The organism is Oceanimonas doudoroffii, from assembly GCF_002242685.1.
Lineage (GTDB): Bacteria > Pseudomonadota > Gammaproteobacteria > Enterobacterales > Aeromonadaceae > Oceanimonas > Oceanimonas doudoroffii.
Genome location: NZ_NBIM01000004.1, coordinates 150801 through 168731, shown reverse-complemented (window position 1 = coordinate 168731; position 17931 = coordinate 150801). Strand labels below are relative to the sequence as shown.

Here is a 17931-nt window from a genome sequence, read left to right as displayed (position 1 = left end):
TAAATTGCGTTTATTTATCACATTGTGAGAATCGAGATTTACTTAGCTCGCTTTTCGAGCGAAGGTCGCGCCCCCCAGGAGGACACATGCCGGAAAAAACATCATCCCAGGACAAGGTTTTCGCCCTGCTGTCGGCCCTGGCCGTGGCGCCCGAGCCGATCACGGCCCGCGAGCTGGCAGAGCAGACCGGTTTGCCGTTGTCGAGCACCTACCGCTATCTGGCGGCACTCAGCCGCTGGTCCATGGTGCAGGAGCGCCACAGTGGCCATTACGCCCCCGGGCCCATGGCGGTGCAGCTGGCGGCGGGCTTTGAGCAGCATAACAGCGTACTGACCTGGGCCCGGCCCCTGCTTAGCGAGCTGGCGGTGCGCACCGGCGAAAGTGCGGCGCTGATGATGGTGTCCGGCCGGCGCGCCTTGTGCGTGGAAATGATCGACAGCTCCCAGGCGCTGCGTTGCTGCTACCAGAAGGGGCAGTCCCAGCCGTTGTTGCGCGGCGCCAGCGCCAAGGCGCTGCTGGCCTTTGCCGACGAGGGCCTGCGTGAGGCGGCACTGGCCGGTCTGGCGCTCACGCCGCGCCAGGAGCTGGAATCCGAGCTGCGGCACATTCACGCCCAGGGCTATGCGGTGTCCGAAGGGGAGATGGATCCCAACATCTGGGGCGTCAGTGCCCCGGTGCTGAGCAGCCGGGAGCAACTGCTTGGCGGCATCAGCCTGATGGCGCCGGCGGAGCGAGTGGGTCCCGCCGCCGCCCAGTGGATTCGCTGGACCTGTGAGGCGGCCCAGCGTCTGGGCGCCATGAGTTATTGAACAAGAGTGCAGGAGTCAAGATGAAGCAAACCACCTACAAGATCGCCGACATGAATCTGTGGCAGGGCCGGGTTGACGCCGAAGAGGGCCCGCTGGCCCGGCGCTGGCACCAGCAGGTGCAGTCGCTGACCGGGCCGTCGGCGGCCGGGGTGGCGCTGCTTGGCTTTTGCAGCGACGCCGGCGTGCGCCGTAACCAGGGCAACCCCGGCGCCGCCATGGGACCCAAAGCGCTGCGCACCGCCGCCGCCAATCTGTCCTGGCACGGTGAGCTGCCGCTCTATGATGGTGGTGACGTGTTCTGCCACGAGGACGAGCTGGAACTGGCCCAGTCGCTCTATGCCGAACAGGTGGCCCGCCTGCTCAACAGCGGCCACCGAGTGATTGGCCTTGGGGGCGGGCACGAGATTGCCTTTGGCAGCTTTACCGGCCTGATGCGCCACCTGCAGGACAGGGGCAGCCAGCCCCGGGTCGGCATCATTAACTTTGATGCCCATCTGGATCTGCGTCGTTCCGCCCGGGCCAGCTCCGGCACGCCCTTTAACCAGTGTGCCCTGCTGTGCGAGCAGCTGGGCACGCCCTTTCATTACACCTGTATTGGCGTCAGCCGTTGCCACAACACGGCGGCGCTGTTTGACCGCGCCGAACAGCTGAACACCCGCATTGTGCTGGATGAGCAGCTGAACGGCTGGAACCCGGTGCCCTTGTTTGACGCACTGGATCAGGCGCTGGCCGAGGTGGATGTTATCTACCTGACCATTTGCCTGGACGTATTGCCCGCCAGCCTGGCCCCCGGCGTAAGCGCGCCGGCGGTGCGGGGCATGGACATGGGCCTGCTGGAAGCTGCGCTGGAGCGCATCAAGGCCAGCAACAAGGTGATGATGGCCGATATTGCCGAGCTCAATCCGGCACGGGATCACCATTCACTCACGGCCCGTGTGGCCGCGCGCCTGTTGGCCCGCCTGGCCGGCTGACAGGCCCCTCAAGCTGTATCTATAGGGAAGTTTTATGAACGTGATGACCTTTGACGTGATGACCACGACCACCCTGGCCGCGCTGCTGCTGATGCTGGGCATGTACCTGCAACGGCGCATTCCGGTGCTGCACCAGCTGTGTGTGCCGGCGCCGGTGATTGGCGGCTTTGGCTTTGCCGTGTTCGCCTGGCTGGCCCGGGACTGGGCCCAGGTGGAGTTTAAATTCGATCTGGCGCTGCAAAGCCCGCTGATGATCGCCTTTTTCGCCACCGTGGGCCTGGGCGGCAGCCTGGCACTGCTGAAAAAGGGCGGCAAGGTGCTGGGCGTGTATTTGGTGGCCTGCTGGCTGCTGGCGCTGATGCAGAACGGCATCGGCATCGGCATTGCTTCCGCCCTGGGTGAACACCCGCTGCTGGGCCTGATGGCCGGTGCGGTGTCGCTGGAAGGCGGCTTTGGCGCCGCTGCCGCCTTTGGTCCCGAGGCCGAGGCCCTGGGCGTGACCGGTGCCACCACCGCGGCGCTGGCGGCGGCCACCTTTGGCATGGTGGCCGGCGGCCTGCTGGGCGCCCCGGTGGCCCGGTTGCTGATCAAGCGCCACAACGTGGCCATTGAGGCCGAGCAGGTACACGAGCTGGAAAAGCTGAAAGAGTCGGAAAAGCCGAGCCGCGAACCGGTGACCGGCACCCTGCTGCTCAAGAGCGTGGCCGTGGTGCTGTGCACCATGGTGGCCGGCCTGTGGCTGAGCGGTAACCTGCGCGAGCACCTCGACATTATTCTGCCGTCTTACGTGGGCGCCATGTTTGTGGCCATCGTGATTCGCAACCTCAACGAAGTGGTGCGGGTGCTGCCGCTGTCCGACAGTGCCAACAACGTGGTGGGGGATTTCTGCCTCGGCATTTTCCTGACCATGGCGATGATGTCGCTGAAGTTGTGGCAGCTGGCGGATCTGGGCGGGTCACTGCTGGTCATTCTGGCGGTGCAGACCCTGGCCATTATTGTGCTGGCCTATTTTGTGATGTTCCGCCTGATGGGGGGCAACTACGACGCCGCCGTGCTTTGTGCCGGTTTTGTGGGCCATGGTCTGGGCGCCACCCCCAATGCCGTGGCCAACATGGGCGCGGTGTGCGACCGCTACCGAGTGTTCTCCCACAAGGCCTTTATCGTGGCGCCCTTGTGCGGAGCCGTGCTGATCGACATCGTGGCCATCCCCGCCATTACCTGGTGTCTGAACGTGTTCGGCTGAGCCTGACGGTCAGCCAGCAAAAAGGCCGACGCTTGCGTCGGCCTTTTTTTGTGGTGTGTGCCGCCGGCATTTACTGCTGGCGCTGGCGCAGAAAGGCGGGAATATCGAGGCCTTCCGGCTCGGGTCCGTCCTGGCGCGTCGGCTGCGCCGGCTTGGGCGACTGCACCGGGGCGATGCTTTCCTTGGCCGGCTGAATGCCGGTGGCGATCATGGTGACCTGAATACTGTCGGTCAGCTCCGGATCCAGGGTGATGCCGGAGACCACGGTGGCGTCTTCGCCCACACACTCGGCCACCCGGTCGCCGATCTTCTGAAAATCGTCGAGGCCGATGTCGGCCGAGGCCACCACGTTGAGCAGCACGCCCCGGGCCCGGCCCAGCTCCACCTTTTCCAGTAGCGGGTTGTTCAGGGCCTGCAGGGTGGCTTCTTCCACCTTGTTTTCGCCCCTGGCCAGGCCGATGCCCATGACCGCCTTGCCCTGCTGGCTCATGATGGTGCGCACGTCGGCAAAGTCGATGTTGATAAGACCGGTCTGGCCAATGATGTCGGCCAGGCCGCGCACCGCGTTCTGAATCACCTTGCTGCTTTCGGAAAAGGCCTTGAGCAGCGGAGTGCGTGCGCCCAGCACCTTGAGCAGGTAGTCGTTGGGCAGTACCAGCAGGGCGTCGGTGTGTTCGGCCAGGTTGTCGAGACCCTGTTCGGCCATCAGGGCGCGTTTTTTGCCCTCAAAGCCAAAGGGACGGGTGACGATGGCCACCGTCATGATGTTCATCTCCCGGGCCAGCCGGGCCACCACGGGGGCCGCGCCGGTGCCGGTGCCGCCGCCCATGCCGGCGGTAATAAAGCACAGGTCGGCACCCTGCAGGCGGGCGCGAATGTCGGCCTCGCTCTCTTCGGCGGCACGTCGTCCCACTTCCGCCTCGGCGCCGGCGCCCAGGCCCCGGGTCAGTTCCCGGCCCAGCTGCAGGGTTTCCACCCGGCTTTGCTGCAGGGCCTTGGCGTCGGTGTTCATCGCCATGGTGCTGACATGGGACGGCAGGCTGTGGTCGGCCAGCAGGTTAACGGTGTTGCCACCGCAGCCACCCACACCCACCACGCTGATGCGAATGGTGTCGCAGTCGGGCTCGGCGGGTTCAAAAAGGATCTCGTTCATCCTGTACTCCGTGGAAAAACAAAAGGGCTGAACCAGTCAGCCCTTGCTATCAGTGTGAATACCGTTACTTGGCGGTTTTCAGGGATTCCGGTGCCAGTATCTCTACCTTGCCTGCCATGTCGGTGAGCCAGCGACGAAATTCGGGCGAATCTTTGACGTCGGTTTCCACCATCATGCTTTGCTTGTCGTAACGGGTCAATCGGGGATTGTGGCCCGGAATGGTGTCTTCCAGCAGCGACCGGCCCGGATTGGTAATGCGGCCCACAAAATGAATGGTATCCGCCTCTTCCTGATAGCCTTTTTCACGAATCAGCTTGTGTACGCTGAACTCCCGCGGCTGGGTCACCGGGCGGCTGCTCAGCTCCACGTCCTTGATGTGCTCAAAGGGAATGCCGTAAATCTTGGGATCCATGTCCGACACCGTGCACAGCAGCATGGGGCCATCCTTGCGGGTGACGATGCCGAGCGGGTTGACCTGCTCGTAGCGCAGCCAGACGGTGCGGCCCTTGATCACCCGTTTGATCTCGGCGCCAAACTTGCGGCCCCGCCACAGGGCGTCGCGAATGGTGGTGGCGCGGCGCATTTCCGGGCTGCCCGGGAATGGCTTGGGCAGTTGCACCACGTTTTCCATCCAGCGGCTGGCCAGCTCGCTCTGGCTGTCGTTGATGACCTGGGTGGCCTTGTCGATGATCGGGTTGAGTTCGGTCAACACGCTGGCCGGCAGCAGGTCGGCGGCCTGGTCGTTCCAGGTTTTGAGCGCCATGGCCAGGCCCAGCGGCATAAAGTTGGCGAAGTCGTTCAAACCATTGCGTTCAAAACACCAGCCATGGGGTTTGCTGCGATCATCCGAAGTCAGATCAAACAGGCCCATGCCCGACATTTCTTCCAGATCCCGCTGCACGGTCCGCAGGCTGACCTGAATTCCTTCTTCTTCCAGTTTCTCTTGCAGCTGGCGCGCGGTCAGCTTGTATGGACGATAGGGAACACAGCGCGCCAGGGTCAGTTGTCTCAGCAGTTTCTTACTCATGGTTATGCCCTCTTGCTTGGGATGATTGTATCCTAGGCACAGGGTGTGACAAGTTCTGACGCAACCTTTTCGTGATGGAGTGTCGCCATTTTTCCACACATGGGGTTTTCGGGACTGTTTCTGACGTGATGACGGCCTTGTGGAAACGCTTGGAATGGTTCTATAACTTACTGAAATAACTGAGCCTTTACGGAGTCGTCATGAGGTGTCTGACCGTCCTGATGGCGCTGTGGGCAAGCCTGGTGTGGGGCGTGCCGGTCGCGCCAACCCCCTTTGAAAAAAGCGAATTTATGGTGTTGCCCGACAGTCGCGACATTCGTCAGTACCTTGTGGCGCTGGCCGACGGCCATGAACAGGCTCGACTGGTGCCCCTGGGGGATTCCGCCGGCGGCCGGCCCATTGACGCCCTGCTGGTGTCGTCGTCGCCGGCCTTTTTGCAGGCGCAGCGGCCCGAGCCGGGCAAGGCCACGGTAATGGTGCTGGCGGCCCAGCACGGTAACGAGCCGGCGGGGGCGGAGGCGGTGCAGCAGCTGGCCCGGGAGCTGCTGAGCGGTGAGCACGACGGGCTGCTGGCACGACTGAACCTGGTGCTGGTGGCCATGGCCAACCCGGACGGGCGGGATCTGTCCCGCCGCCACAATGCCAACGATGACAACACCAATATCGATTATGTGGCTCTGGCCGCCGGCGAAACCCGCTTGCTGGTCAATGCCCTGCACCGTTTTGACCCGGATCTGGTTTATGACTCTCATGAGTCCGGCATCTGGAAGCGCCAGCTCACTCGGGAGCAGGGCTGGCTGACCGACGTGGAAACCCAGTTCGAAGTCGGCAACAACCCCAACATCGACGACCCCCTGCGCGACTACACCGAGCACCACTTGCTGCCGGCGCTGATACGGCGGGTGACTCTGGAAGGGCTTGAAGCCGCGCCCTACCGGGGCGAGATCACGCGCCTGGGGCAGGGGGTGGCCCGGGGCGGACTGGGCATTACCAACCTGCGCAATTACGCCGCCCTGCAGGGGCGGGTATCTGTGCTGATCGAAAGCCGGCTGGATCACAAGGCCGGAAGTTATGCCACGCCGCGCAATATTGCCGAGCGGGTGCGCAAGCAGCACCTGGCCCTGCTGACCCTGTTGCGGCTGACCGCCGACGAGGCTTCACGACTGGTGCCCCTGACACGTCGGGCGCGCACCGGCTGGCGCTCGCAGGCCGAGAATGGCCGTACCCTGTGGATGGATATGCGCTTTGAACGCAACCCCGAACAGCCTGAGCTGTGGTTGCCGCTGGTACGGATGACCGACGGCGAGCGCCGTTTTCATGCCTTTATCAATCAAAACCGCATCATGGCCGGCGAGCCGGTGACGCTGCCGCCGGCCTATGCGGTGACCCGGGAGCGGGAGCGCATGGCGCGCTGGCTGCATCATCACCATATTCGTTTCAGCACCCTGAGTGCGCCGCAAGTGGTGCGTGCCGAGCGCCTGCTCATCGAGGCGTTGCTGCCCCCCATCGAACGCCGAACCGGTGTGCGTGAAAAGTGGCGGGTACAGGTGGCTTCTCAAGCCGGATCGGTGAGGCTGGGGCCGGGGGATTTGCTGGTGCCCATGGATCAGCCCCTGGCGCCGCTGGCGGCGCTGATGCTGGATCCGCGCTCCGTCAACGCCCTGTATCAGGAAGCGGGCTGGAGCTGGCTGGCGCCGGGCGACTTTCCGGTGTTTCCGGTATGGCCCACGGCGCCCGACGTTAGAAAATAAGGATAACGTCGGGCGCGGGGTATTACAGTGCCAGCCAGGACAGGGGTGACTTACTCACGGCGACGCCGTAGATATAGGCAAAGATGGCGATGGAAGCCAGCGCCGCCGCCAGCCGTTGCTGCCGGGTCTTGCCGCGTTTAATGGCGATGGTGCCGACCACAATATACAGCACCAGGCCCACCACCTTGGCGGTCAGCCAGGGGCTGTTGCCAAAGGGCGCCTGATTGATCTGCACCGCCAGCCAGATGCCGCACAGCAGCAGCAGGGTGTCGACGATATGGGGCAGAATCTTCAGCAGCTTGTTGCTGACCCGAGCCGGGGACGGCACGGCCAGCCAGGCCCGCAGCATAAACAGCACAATGCTGATAAGGGCGAACATCATGTGCGCGTGCTTGACGGCAAGATAGGACATGGTGACTCCAGAGTTATGTTGTTATCAGGGCGGCTAGCATAACCGTTTGGCGCCGGCCTGAATACCAAGGGCCGGGACGCTGCCGGCGTGATTTGGTAGTCTGGAGTGATTGCACAATATGGTTGCGCGACCAGGAGAAATCATGATGAAAAACAGCCTGCTGAGTCTGACCCTGCTGCTGGCCACCCCGGTCATGGCAGTTACCGGCCCGGTGACCGTGTACAAGTCGCCCACCTGCGGTTGCTGCGAAGGCTGGGTGGAGCACATGCGCGAGGCCGGCTTTGAGGTCAACAGCATTGACACCGAGCACATGGGAGCCGTCAAGGTGCGGGCCGGGGTCAAACAGGAACTGGCTTCCTGCCATACCGCCCATGTGGGTGGCTATGTCATCGAGGGCCATGTGCCGGCGGCGGATGTGAAACGGCTGCTGCAACAACGCCCCGAGGTGCATGGCCTGACCATTCCCGGCATGCCCCAGAGTGCGCCGGGCATGGACATTCCCGGCTCCCCCTACGAGGTGCTGAGCATTGACCGTCAGGGCGAGACCGCGGTATTCAGTCGTTATCCAGGATAACGTCGTCCGGCTCAAAGGCGATAAAGCGCCGGCCCTGGATCACCAGGGTACCGGTGCTGTCGGGCTCAAGCCGCTCATAGAGGTGCTCGCTAACCTGAAACTCCCGCTCCCGGCCGCCACTCTGGGGTCGAAAACTGACATAGTAATTCACCCGGGGCGGCGGCATCTCGGTGTTTTCCTGGCGGGTGCGGCCCATGAATTCCCGCATCTGTTTGCCGGTGATCACTACCTTGAGGCTGTGTTGAGGCTGAATATGGTCGTAGAAACGCCGGTACAGCTGCCGGCCAATCACCACGAAGGCGATGATGATAATGGCCCAGAGCACAAAGGTGTCCATGATGGCTTCCTCCCTGTCACTGGCTTCAGCTTAAAACCTGTGCCAAGCGGCGCAAGTGGATTTTTGCCATGAGGGGCATTGTTTGCGGCTTGATGGCCGCCCTGTTGCTCTGGCCGGTGTCGGGGGGCGCGCAGGTGCTGCCGTCCTGGCTGGAGCTGAGTGCCCGCCTGGAGCGTGCTCATGTGCCCGCCTGTCCGCGGGAGCGGGCCCAGGGCTTTGAACTGCACTGGCGCGACGGCGGCATTTCCGGCCGGCTGGCGCGGCTCAGTCTGGATCTCACCTGTTCCCGCAGTGGTAATCAGGGCACGGAAGGGGAGCGGGATGCCCTGTCGTTGCTGCTGACCCTGCCGCCGGTCGATTTTGCCATTGAACGTCTGGTGCTGTACCTGCCTCAGGGCGAGCTGACCGGGCCAGCCCGGTTGCGCCGCGATGAGGCCGGCATGCACATTGACTGGCAGACCGGCGGCGGTGAGCTGACCCTGTTGCTGACGCCCCGGGATGGCGGCTGGCGCTGGCGGGGCACCCTGCCGGGTTCGCTGCTGTTGCCGGCCCTGACCGGGCTGGTGGCCATGGAAGGCGAGTGGAAGCCCGGGCAGGACCTGCAACTGAACGCGAGCACGGCGCTGCCGGCGCCGTTCGCGGGCCAACTGCGACTGCGGGGGCGGCTGGCGCAGGGTGAGCAGGGCTGGTACTGGCAGCCCGCTTCCCGCCTGAGCCTGTCGAAGCTGTCCTGGCCTCAAGGGCGGCTGCGCGACCTGAGCCTGCGTCCGACTCGGGCCCTTCCCCTGACTGGCGTTGGCCACTGGACCCTGAGCTGGCGAGACGGCCGTTGGCAGCAGCAAGGCCTTCCCGGTGGCCGGCTGGAGCTGAGCCTGACCGATCATCAACAAGGTGAGCTGACCTTGCGGCTGAACCCGCAAGTGAAAGTAAGCGGTTACTGGCGGCGTCAGGGCGGCCTGGCCCTGCAGTTGCCCGAACAGTCACTGCCGCTGGCGGCGGTGACCGGCTGGCTGCAGGGCTGGCTGAACCTGCCGGTGGCCACAGTCAGCGGCGGTGAACTGACGTTGTCGGGCCGGGCCGGCAACCTGCTGGATGCCACTCGGCCGGTGACCCTGGATCTGGCCCTGAGTGACGGTGATCTGGGGCTGGGCGAGGTGCGGGCGCAGGGCGTGACCGGACAACTGGGTCTGGGGTGGCGGCGCCAGGGGTTGGTGTTGAGTCCGGGCAGTGGCCTGACCATCGGTGAGCTCAACACCGGGGTGCCGGTCACGAATATTCACGCCGCCCTGGACTGGCGCAACAATGCGTTCTGGCTGGCGGGACTCACCGGGCGTGTATTGGACGGGCGGCTGGCGTTGTCTCCGATGAAACTGGGAGCACACTCCCGGGGTGAGCTGCATTTGCAGGACATCTCCCTGGCGCAGTTGCTGAGCCTGGCGGCGTTGCCGGGACTGACCGGCGACGGCGACCTGCATGGCCGGCTGCCCTTTGTGTTTGACGGCCGTTTCAGCGTGGAGAATGGCCGGTTGTGGGGCGATGACGGCTGGGTGTCCTACCAGGCCGCCGACACCCTGCTTGGTGCCGCCGAGGACAACCTGTCCCTCGCCCTGACCCTGGGTATGCTAAAGGATTTGCGTTACCACCGGCTGGAGGCCGAACTGGCCATGACCCCGAAGGGGGATGCGGTTATCGTGAGCCGGTTGCGGGGCCAGGCGCCGGTGGGCGAGCGCCTGCACCCGGTCAACTTCAATTACCGGCACGAGGAAAACCTGTTACAGTTGCTGACGAGCCTGCGTTTTGCCGAGCAACTGAGCGAGCGGCTGCCGGCCGGGCTGCAAGGGGGAAGCAACGAATGAGAGTAGCAATCCTGGTGTTCTGGAGCCTGTGGCTGGCGGCCTGCACTCCCAGGGTGGAGGTCGTGGTACCCGACAAGCCGATCACGGTAAACCTGAACGTCAAGGTGGATCACGAGATTCGCGTGCGGGTGGACCGGGAGCTGGAAAAACTGTTTGAGCAAGAGCAGGAGCTGTTCTGAGGAGGTTGATATGCGATGGTTGGCTATGATTTTGGCGGCAACCCTGAGCCTGTCGGCCTGGGCGCTGGATCTGCAGCAGGCCAAACGGCAGGGACTTATCGGTGAACAACTCAACGGCCTGGTGGGCGTGGTGCAGGGCGGCGGCCAGGTTAACGCCGTTGCCAGCGACATTAACCGCAAGCGGCTGGAAAGCTACCGGGACATCGCCCGCAAGACCGGCACCAGCCTGGCGGTGGTGCAGGCCCGCGCCGGCCAGCTCAATATTGAGCGTACCCCCAGCGGCCAGTATGTGCAGCTGGCCGATGGTCGCTGGCAACGTAAGTGATCACTTCCCCTGAAAAAGCCGCATAACGCGGCTTCATTTGAATTTCCTTTCCGTTTTATTTGGCATTTTTCACCGGTTTTTCTGGCTGGCGGCGTATTCTGTAGATATGATTTGGTCGTTTTTTGTGCGGACCGAAAAGGAGTGACGTGTGCGTAATAGGGTAAGGCTTTGCCTGATGTTAGCATGGGTGGCGTGTGCCAAACCCTATGCCAAAGGAACCGACGTGGAAGTGAAACCGCCAGTCGCCAAAAAAATTCCCCACCTGCTCAGCAACCACGACGACGTGCGCGTGGACAACTATCACTGGATGCGCGACGACGAGCGTGATGATCCCGAAGTGATTGCCTATCTGGAGCAGGAAAATCAGTACAGTGAGCAAGTGCTCACGCCGCTGGATGAGCTGCAGGAAAAACTGTTTCAGGAAATGGTGGCGCGTATTCGCCAGGACGACAACAGCGTGCCTTACCTGAAGCAGGGCTGGTGGTACCGCACCCGTTATCAGCAAGGCCAGGAGTACGGCATTGCCGAGCGTTACCCCGAGAGCAACCCGGAGCGAGTGGAAGTGTTGCTCGACGGCAACCAGCGGGCCGAAGGCCAGGCCTATTACGGCCAGGGCCAGATGGCGGTCAGCCCGGATCAGCAAACCCTGGCGTTTTCGGAAGACTTTTTGTCCCGGCGCCAGTATCAGATCCGCTTCAAGTCGCTGGAAACCGGTGAACTTTACCCCGAAGTGCTGGAAAACACCTCCGGCAACCTGGTGTGGGCCAAAGACGGCAAAACCCTGTTTTACGTGAAACAGGACGACAGTACCCTGTTGCCGTTTCAGGTGTACCGCCACCGGCTTGGCACTGCGCAGAGTGAAGACGTGCTGGTGCACGAAGAAGCGGACAGCAGCTTCTACACCAGCCTTTACAAGAGCCGCTCCGGCGAGGTGATTTTCATCGGCGCCTGGAATACCGACGCCAGCGAAGTGCGCATGATCCCTGCCGACCAGCCCGACGCCGAGCCCGAGCTGTTTATGGCCCGCCAGCACGGCCATGAATACGATCTGGAGCATTATCAGGGGCGGCTTTACGTACGTTCCAACAAGGACGGTGCCAACTTTGGCCTCTATGTGACCGACGAGGCCACTGCCCCCGAGCAGTGGCAGCCGGTCATTCCCGCCCGGGATGACGTGCTGCTGGAAGGCTATGCCCTGTTTCGCGACTGGTTGGTGCTGGAAGAGCGCCGCGAAGGCCTGCTGCACCTGCGTCAGATCAACCGCAACGACGGCAGCGAGCGCCAGATCCAGTTTGACGATCCGGCCTATGTGAGCTGGATGGGTACCAACCCCGAGGCCGACACCCCTTGGCTGCGCTACGGCTATTCCTCCATGACCCGACCGGTCACCATCTATGAAGTGAACATGGATACCCAGGAGCGGCGCGAGCTCAAGCAGCAGTATGTGGGTGAGCATTTCAATGCCGACGACTACCGCAGCGAACGGGTCTGGGTGACCGCCCGGGACGGCGCCAAAGTGCCGGTGTCGCTGGTGTACCGGGCCGACAAGTTTCAGCACAACGGCAGCAACCCGCTGCTGGTGTATGCCTACGGCTCCTACGGCGCCAGCATGGATCCGGACTTCAGCAGCGCGCGTCTGAGCCTGCTCGACCGGGGCTTTGTCTATGCCATTGCCCATGTACGTGGCGGCGAGGAGCTGGGCCGGGACTGGTACGATCAGGGCCGGCTGATGAGCAAGCAGAACACCTTTCACGACTTTATTGATGTGACCCAATCCCTGGTGCAACAGGGTTATGGCGACAAGGACAGGGTGTTTGCCTCGGGCGGCAGCGCCGGTGGCCTGCTGGTGGGCGCCGTGGTTAACATGGCTCCCGAGCTGTACAAGGGCGTGGTGGCGGCGGTGCCTTTTGTGGACGTGGTTACCACCATGCTGGATGAGTCGATTCCGCTCACTACCGGCGAATACGGCGAGTGGGGCAACCCCAACGACGCCGACTATTACCACTACATGAAGTCGTACAGCCCTTACGATCAGGTGCAGCCTCAGGCCTATCCCAACATGCTGGTGACCACCGGCCTGCACGACTCCCAGGTGCAGTACTGGGAGCCGGCCAAATGGGTGGCCAAGCTGCGCGAGATGAAGACCGACGACAACCTGCTGTTGCTGCACTGCGACATGGACAGCGGTCACGGCGGCAAGTCCGGCCGCTTTGAGTCTTATCACGAGCTGGCCCGGGAATACGCCTTTCTGCTGGCGCTGGCCGATGAAGAGCAGGGCAGTCACCTGGCCGCCGGCCTACATGCCCCGGACGACGAAGTCACGCGCTGATTTACCTGCAAGAGAAAAACACAAAGGGCCGCATAGCGGCCCTTTTGCTTTTTAGTACACGGTTTGGCCGTGCAATACCGTCGGCCAAAGCGCACTACTTTGCCGACACGCCGTGAATACATCCATGTAGGCTTCACTGCGCCATCCTTGGCGCAGAGAGTGCGGCAAAGCAGATACCCTTTGTCCTCCTTGTTCGGCACCGAGTTGCCAGACGCTGTTTAACATGCGGCGCTTATATTAAGCGGAGCAACAGCAGGGATTGCCGTAACCGACCGTCAAATGCCATGGCCGAATGATTGCTCCTGCATTTTCGGCATTCCCGCCATCCATGGCGGTCAGATACATTTGCCGAGCGTCCCGGGGAGGGGCTTGAAGCGTGTCGGTGGGGGTAACCCTGCTGGTGCTTCGTATTTGCACCGAATTATCAGTCAACAACACAAAAGGGCCGCATTGCGGCCCTTTTGTGTTTGGGGAGTGCAGGGCGTTCAGCCGCCGATGGACTGAATGATCACCACCAGCACCAGCACCGGGCACACAAAGCGCACGTACCAGGGCCAGATTTTCCAGAACAGGCCCTGCTCCACATCGGGGCAGCCGGACTTGAGTTCGGCCAGCACCTTGTTGCGCTGCCACACCCAGCCGGCGTAAATGGTGATGCACAGGCTTACCAGGGGTTGGGCGTACTGGGTGGTCAGGGTGATCACCAGGCCAAACAGGCTGCCGAAGTTGAACACGATGATCACGCTTACCAGGGTGCACAGGGCGGTCATCAGCCAGGTGGCCTTGAGTCGTGACAGGCCGGTGCTCTCAATGGCCAGCGACACCGGCGCTTCCAGCATGGAGATGGAAGAGGTCAGCGCCGCCACTATCATCAGTACGAAAAAGGCAAAGGCGATCAGGTACTGGGCCTGGCCCATGGTTTCGAACAGTGCCGGCAGCACCGAGAACACCAGGGTGTCGGAGCTCAGCAGGCTGCCGTCTTCGGCGAAAATGGCCACGCCGTTGTGCTGGGCCACATACATGGCCGGCAAAATCAGCAGGCCGGCAAGGAAGGCCACGCTGGTGTCGAGCAGGGTCACCTGGGCCGCCAGTGCCGGAATGCTGGACTGACGGCTGAGGTAGGAGCCGTACAGCATCATCACCGCCGCCCCCAGCGACAGGGAGAAGAAGCTCTGGCCCAGGGCGCCGATCAGCACGTCTCGGTTCAGCACGCGAGAGAAGTCGGGCACCAGATAGGCACGTAGGCCCTCGCCGGCCCCGGGCTGGGTCAGCATATAGCCGGTGAGCAGCACCAGCATCAGCAGCAGCAGTGGCATCAGCCGGCTCGACCACTTTTCAATACCCTGCTCCAGCCCTCGGCTCACGACATAAAGGCTGAGCAGGGCGAAGGCCAGGGTAAACACCAGGTTGCGAGCGGTGGAAAAGCCGGTGAGCCAGGTGGCGGCGGCATCCTGTCCCAGCAGGCCGGCGACCGGCTCCAGGGCGTAGGCGATAAACCAGCCCGAGACAATGGCGTAAAAGGTGAAGATCAGGCTGACGGTGAGTACCGCCGCCAGCCCTACCAGGCCGGCAATGGCCCGGCCGGGGCCCTTGGTAAGCTTTTGCAGGGCGTGAAAAGGGCCGGCCTGGCCGTGACGGCCTATGGTGATTTCGGCCACCAGCATGGGGTAGCCCAGCAGCAGTATCATCAGCAGATACATCAGCAGAAAGGCACCGCCGCCGTTGCTGGCCGCCTGAGTGGGAAAGCCCCAGATATTGCCCACGCCGATGGCCGAGCCGGCGGCGGCCATCACGAATCCCAGCTTGCTGCTGAATTGCGCCCTTGCGTTCACGTTCGCTTGCTCCTGATGCTGTAAATATTAATGTACAGTTTGCTTCGATATAAAATGGCGAAGACTATGGAATTTTGCAGAGTTTTTGTCAAAGAAAACCGGAATGTTCAGAAGGCGATAGGGGTAAGGGCCCGTTCAAGGGTAAAAGATAGGGCTCAAACGGCCATGCAACGGGGCAGTTGCCGGTCGGCCGCGGTGGCGAAAACGGACGTCCGAATGCGGCCAATCACAAATTGCCCCATCGGGGCTGACCGCTTCGGCGCAACAGGGTATGATTCCGTCATTAACGTTTTAAGCATGGTGTGCCGTGGGCGTTCGCGCAGAACAGAAAGAGAAGACCCGACGGTCTCTGATTGACGCTGCCTTTCGCCAGTTGAGTGCCGAGCGCAGTTTTTCCAGCCTGAGCCTGCGGGAAGTGGCCCGGGAAGCCGGGCTGGCGCCCACCTCCTTTTATCGTCATTTCAAGGACATGGAGGAGCTGGGTCTGACCCTGGTGGATGAAGGCGGACTGACCCTGCGTCAGCTCATGCGTCAGGCGCGCCAGCGCATTGCCGATGGCGGCAGCGTGATTCAGATTTCGGTAAAGACCTTTATGGAATTTATCGACGGCAGCCCCGATGTGTTCCGGCTGTTGTTGCGGGAACGGTCGGGCACCTCGGCGGCTTTTCGGCAGGCGGTGGCGCGGGAAATTCAGCATTTCACCGCCGAATTGACCGACTACCTGGAAGAAAAGCAGAAAACCAGCCGTGGCTATGCCGAGGCCCAGGCTCAGGCCATGGTCACCATAGTGTTCAGTGCCGGCGCCGATGCGCTGGACATGAACGAACAGGAGCGTGCCGTGCTGGCGGAACGCATGATTCTGCAACTGCGCATGATCGCCAAGGGCGCAGATGCATACAACAAGGCAAAACGGCTATAGGCCTTAAATCAGGAAGGATCACTATGTCTGGAAACAAGAACATTCGCCGTAAACCCATATTGCTGGCGCTGCTTGTGGGCCTGTGTGGCAATGCCACCCTGGCTACCCTGAGCGTGAGTGAGCTGGCGTTTTCCATTTTCCCCATTATCTCGCTGGTGCTGGCTGCGCATATGCTGTATCAGGAATATCTGAGCGTTCCCATGGAAGGCGACACCCCGGTGTGTGCCCTGTTGAGCTTTCTGATCGGCGTGTTTGGTTACTCTGCCTTTCTGCGTACCCAGTTCCCGGAAATGGGCACCAACTACCTGTCGGTGATGATCACCCTGGTACTGGTGATCTGGCTGGCGATCAAGCTGGGTGTGGCCGAGCGTCCGGCCCCCAAGGCCGAAGCCGAAAAGTAAGCTTCGCGCTCAAGCGTAAAAACCCGCCATTTTGGCGGGTTTTTTGTTTCAGGCGTCCTGCTCCACCGGCAGGTGGGCCGAGCCCCCCCATTCGGCCCAGGAGCCGTCATACACGGCGATCTGGTCGTAACCGGCCAGCTCGGCCCCCAGGGCCAGAATGGCAGCGGTCACGCCGGAGCCGCAGCTGCACACCAGCCTTTGCTCGGCTTTTACCAGCGGCGAGAAGGTGTCGGCCAGCCGGTCGGCCGGCAGCAGGCGGCCCTGTTCAAGCAGCTCGTTAAAGGGCAGGCAAGCGGCGCCGGGCATATGGCCGGGGCGTACGCCGGGGCGGGGGTCGGCGGCGGCACCGCTGAAACGCTCGCGGCTGCGGGCGTCCAGCACTCGGCTGCCGTTGTCCTGCAACGCCCGCTCCACGTCGGAGGCATCGGCAATCCATTGAGGCTGGCGCCGGGCGGTGAAGTGGCCGGGTTCAATGGCGGCGGGCGTTTCCTGTTCCAGGGGCAGTCCCTCACTTTGCCAGGCGGGCAGGCCACCGTTGAGTACGGCTACCCTGTCATGGCCCATGGCGCGAAACATCCACCAGGCCCGGGGGGAGGCAAAGATACCCAGGCTGTCGTAGATCACTATGGCCTGATGGTTGCCGATGCCCAGGGCCGAGACCTCGGCCGAGAACAAGGTCTCGTCGGGCAGCATATGAGGCAGGCTGGCATGCTGATCCTTGATACGGCCGTCGAAATCAAAGAAGCGGGCGCCGGGAATGCGCCGCTGTTGCCATTCCTCAACGCCATTACGGCCGCTGGCGGGCATGTGCCAGCTGGCATCCAGCACCACCAGGTCGGGGTGATTCAAATGCCGGGTCAGCCATTGTGGTTCCACCAGTGCCGACGGTAATTCCAGTTTGTTCATAAAACCTCCCTTAATAGACAAGTTAATCCTAAGGAAGCCGCAACGGGGGCGCCACCGTTTTGTTACCTGCCCAACGCGTAACGATAATGCCCTGGCCTCGTGTGCGAGATCTCTCACTTTGATTGTGGGAAAAGGCGTTTTCGTTTGCGGACCAAGGCCAGGGTGTTTTTAATTTTGTTTTTATAAACAGTATGTTGTATTTGTTTTTCATATTGTCGATGGTGACACCGGGCTTTTTTCGGCGGTGTGGCTGCTTGAGGCAAAATGAAAGTTCCCTATAGTTAGAAGGGCAAGGAGCAAGGAAGTTGGTCAGGATGGACCGGCTGCCAGGAAAGGCGAAAGGAACCCCGCAGGATGCGGTAAGGGACACCTCCCAGGACGGAGACAGTCTAGCAGCTCAGGATGAACTGCGGTCAGGATGACCAAAAGGACACGCCGACGGAACGGTAAGAGGATCACCTTAAGGAAAAGGTATTGTCAGGGATTGCAGGGAGCAACTTGGTTTAAGGATTAACCATACGACAACCCAAAAGGGGGTGACATGATGTCACCCCCTTTTTCTATTGCCTGTTCGGAAGGGAATGAATGAACGACTGGATACCGGTATATCAGGCGGCTCATAGCCTGGAGGCACATACCCTCAAGGGGGCATTGGAAAGCCGTGGCATGGCGGTAAAGCTTCAGGGAGAGGCCCTGGCGGGGGCGCTCGGTGAGCTGCCCATGGACGTGGCCCAGGTCACCCTGCTGGTGCAGGAAAAAGACTGGCAGCGGGCGCGAACGTTCTTGCAGGATTATCAGCGAAAGAGCCAGGGGACCTGGCATTGCGGGAGCTGCGGCGAGGAAAACGACGCCAGTTTTGAGATCTGCTGGCGGTGTGGTTCCGGACCCGAAGGCCCGGAGCAATAAC

General features: G+C 62.1%; 18 protein-coding genes. 12 read left to right on the top strand and 6 right to left on the bottom strand.

Annotated elements, in window-relative coordinates:
• Positions 1-86: 86 nt before the first annotated feature.
• The 3 genes from B6S08_RS13015 to gltS are packed head-to-tail and all read left to right on the top strand — an operon-like array spanning position 87 to position 3023.
• Entirely contained in the window at positions 87-809 is a 723-nt protein-coding gene (locus B6S08_RS13015; protein ID WP_094201237.1) for an IclR family transcriptional regulator, read from the top strand.
• 20 nt (positions 810-829) lie between these two features.
• Positions 830-1780, top strand: coding sequence for a formimidoylglutamase (hutG, locus tag B6S08_RS13010; RefSeq protein ID WP_094201236.1), 951 nt, complete (start codon positions 830-832; stop codon positions 1778-1780).
• Positions 1781-1814: 34 nt separating this feature from the next.
• On the top strand, positions 1815-3023 hold the full coding sequence (gltS, locus tag B6S08_RS13005; protein ID WP_094201235.1) for a sodium/glutamate symporter: 1209 nt from the start codon (positions 1815-1817) through the stop codon (positions 3021-3023).
• A 70-nt stretch (positions 3024-3093) separates the two neighbouring features.
• On the opposite strand, the gene ftsZ is transcribed toward gltS, so the two are convergent.
• Both ftsZ and B6S08_RS12995 read right to left on the bottom strand, forming a co-directional pair.
• Positions 3094-4176: a cell division protein FtsZ gene (ftsZ, locus tag B6S08_RS13000; protein ID WP_094201234.1), complete on the bottom strand. Its 1083-nt coding sequence runs from the start codon at positions 4174-4176 to the stop codon at positions 3094-3096.
• Between the two features lie 64 nt (positions 4177-4240).
• Complete coding sequence (locus B6S08_RS12995) at positions 4241-5203, bottom strand: helix-turn-helix transcriptional regulator (protein WP_094201233.1); 963 nt, start codon at positions 5201-5203, stop codon at positions 4241-4243.
• Between the two features lie 200 nt (positions 5204-5403).
• On the opposite strand from B6S08_RS12995, the gene B6S08_RS12990 reads away from it, so the two are divergent.
• Positions 5404-6954, top strand: a complete 1551-nt coding sequence (locus tag B6S08_RS12990) for a M14 family zinc carboxypeptidase (protein ID WP_245849863.1) — start codon at positions 5404-5406, stop codon at positions 6952-6954.
• 22 nt (positions 6955-6976) lie between these two features.
• Here the strand turns inward: B6S08_RS12990 and B6S08_RS12985 are convergent, their stop codons facing one another.
• Positions 6977-7366, bottom strand: coding sequence for a SirB2 family protein (locus B6S08_RS12985; protein WP_094201231.1), 390 nt, complete (start codon positions 7364-7366; stop codon positions 6977-6979).
• 142 nt (positions 7367-7508) lie between these two features.
• Between B6S08_RS12985 and B6S08_RS12980 the strand changes: the two genes are divergently transcribed.
• Entirely contained in the window at positions 7509-7940 is a 432-nt protein-coding gene (locus tag B6S08_RS12980; protein WP_370462286.1) for a DUF411 domain-containing protein, read from the top strand.
• Here B6S08_RS12980 and B6S08_RS12975 read toward each other — a convergent pair.
• A complete protein-coding gene (locus B6S08_RS12975; protein WP_094201230.1) occupies positions 7921-8277 on the bottom strand; it encodes a DUF2500 domain-containing protein in 357 nt (118 codons plus the stop codon). The genes B6S08_RS12980 and B6S08_RS12975 overlap by 20 nt on opposite strands.
• A 68-nt stretch (positions 8278-8345) precedes the next feature.
• On the opposite strand from B6S08_RS12975, the gene B6S08_RS12970 reads away from it, so the two are divergent.
• The 4 genes from B6S08_RS12970 to B6S08_RS12955 all read left to right on the top strand — a co-directional run bounded on the left by B6S08_RS12970 (position 8346) and on the right by B6S08_RS12955 (position 12966).
• Complete coding sequence (locus tag B6S08_RS12970; protein WP_245849862.1) at positions 8346-10133, top strand: intermembrane phospholipid transport protein YdbH family protein; 1788 nt, start codon at positions 8346-8348, stop codon at positions 10131-10133.
• On the top strand, positions 10130-10312 hold the full coding sequence (locus tag B6S08_RS12965) for a YnbE family lipoprotein (RefSeq protein WP_094201229.1): 183 nt from the start codon (positions 10130-10132) through the stop codon (positions 10310-10312). The genes B6S08_RS12970 and B6S08_RS12965 overlap by 4 nt, the downstream gene beginning before the upstream one ends.
• A 10-nt stretch (positions 10313-10322) precedes the next feature.
• Positions 10323-10637: a YdbL family probable chaperone protein gene (locus B6S08_RS12960; protein ID WP_240919616.1), complete on the top strand. Its 315-nt coding sequence runs from the start codon at positions 10323-10325 to the stop codon at positions 10635-10637.
• A gap of 175 nt (positions 10638-10812) precedes the next feature.
• Entirely contained in the window at positions 10813-12966 is a 2154-nt protein-coding gene (locus B6S08_RS12955) for a S9 family peptidase (protein WP_245849861.1), read from the top strand.
• Positions 12967-13451: 485 nt separating this feature from the next.
• Here the strand turns inward: B6S08_RS12955 and B6S08_RS12950 are convergent, their stop codons facing one another.
• Positions 13452-14798: a sodium-dependent transporter gene (locus B6S08_RS12950; RefSeq protein ID WP_094201227.1), complete on the bottom strand. Its 1347-nt coding sequence runs from the start codon at positions 14796-14798 to the stop codon at positions 13452-13454.
• Positions 14799-15105: 307 nt separating this feature from the next.
• Here B6S08_RS12950 and fabR point away from each other — a divergent pair, with 307 nt between their 5' ends.
• Together fabR and B6S08_RS12940 are read left to right on the top strand one after the other, a co-directional pair.
• Positions 15106-15717 (top strand): HTH-type transcriptional repressor FabR, encoded by a 612-nt coding sequence (gene fabR, locus B6S08_RS12945; RefSeq protein ID WP_094201226.1) that lies wholly within the window; start codon positions 15106-15108, stop codon positions 15715-15717.
• Between the two features lie 23 nt (positions 15718-15740).
• Positions 15741-16118, top strand: a complete 378-nt coding sequence (locus tag B6S08_RS12940; RefSeq protein WP_094201225.1) for a YijD family membrane protein — start codon at positions 15741-15743, stop codon at positions 16116-16118.
• Between the two features lie 48 nt (positions 16119-16166).
• Here the strand turns inward: B6S08_RS12940 and B6S08_RS12935 are convergent, their stop codons facing one another.
• Positions 16167-17024, bottom strand: a complete 858-nt coding sequence (locus tag B6S08_RS12935) for a sulfurtransferase (protein WP_094201224.1) — start codon at positions 17022-17024, stop codon at positions 16167-16169.
• Between the two features lie 585 nt (positions 17025-17609).
• On the opposite strand from B6S08_RS12935, the gene B6S08_RS12930 reads away from it, so the two are divergent.
• Positions 17610-17930 (top strand): putative signal transducing protein, encoded by a 321-nt coding sequence (locus tag B6S08_RS12930; RefSeq protein WP_094201223.1) that lies wholly within the window; start codon positions 17610-17612, stop codon positions 17928-17930.
• Position 17931: the final 1 nt, after the last annotated feature.

Bases quoted from the DNA above. Each gene is read 5' to 3' on its own strand.
- B6S08_RS12940 (WP_094201225.1), top strand. From the start codon at position 15,741: ATGTCTGGAAACAAGAACATTCGCCGTAAACCCATATTGCTGGCGCTG.
- B6S08_RS12975 (WP_094201230.1), bottom strand. From the start codon at position 8,277: ATGGACACCTTTGTGCTCTGGGCCATTATCATCATCGCCTTCGTGGTG.
- B6S08_RS12955 (WP_245849861.1), top strand. From the start codon at position 10,813: ATGTTAGCATGGGTGGCGTGTGCCAAACCCTATGCCAAAGGAACCGAC.
- B6S08_RS12995 (WP_094201233.1), bottom strand. From the start codon at position 5,203: ATGAGTAAGAAACTGCTGAGACAACTGACCCTGGCGCGCTGTGTTCCC.
- B6S08_RS12930 (WP_094201223.1), top strand. From the start codon at position 17,610: ATGAACGACTGGATACCGGTATATCAGGCGGCTCATAGCCTGGAGGCA.
- ftsZ (WP_094201234.1), bottom strand. From the start codon at position 4,176: ATGAACGAGATCCTTTTTGAACCCGCCGAGCCCGACTGCGACACCATT.
- B6S08_RS12965 (WP_094201229.1), top strand. From the start codon at position 10,130: ATGAGAGTAGCAATCCTGGTGTTCTGGAGCCTGTGGCTGGCGGCCTGC.
- gltS (WP_094201235.1), top strand. From the start codon at position 1,815: ATGAACGTGATGACCTTTGACGTGATGACCACGACCACCCTGGCCGCG.
- B6S08_RS12985 (WP_094201231.1), bottom strand. From the start codon at position 7,366: ATGTCCTATCTTGCCGTCAAGCACGCGCACATGATGTTCGCCCTTATC.
- B6S08_RS12960 (WP_240919616.1), top strand. From the start codon at position 10,323: ATGCGATGGTTGGCTATGATTTTGGCGGCAACCCTGAGCCTGTCGGCC.
- B6S08_RS13015 (WP_094201237.1), top strand. From the start codon at position 87: ATGCCGGAAAAAACATCATCCCAGGACAAGGTTTTCGCCCTGCTGTCG.
- hutG (WP_094201236.1), top strand. From the start codon at position 830: ATGAAGCAAACCACCTACAAGATCGCCGACATGAATCTGTGGCAGGGC.
- B6S08_RS12980 (WP_370462286.1), top strand. From the start codon at position 7,509: ATGATGAAAAACAGCCTGCTGAGTCTGACCCTGCTGCTGGCCACCCCG.
- B6S08_RS12970 (WP_245849862.1), top strand. From the start codon at position 8,346: ATGAGGGGCATTGTTTGCGGCTTGATGGCCGCCCTGTTGCTCTGGCCG.
- B6S08_RS12935 (WP_094201224.1), bottom strand. From the start codon at position 17,024: ATGAACAAACTGGAATTACCGTCGGCACTGGTGGAACCACAATGGCTG.
- B6S08_RS12990 (WP_245849863.1), top strand. From the start codon at position 5,404: ATGAGGTGTCTGACCGTCCTGATGGCGCTGTGGGCAAGCCTGGTGTGG.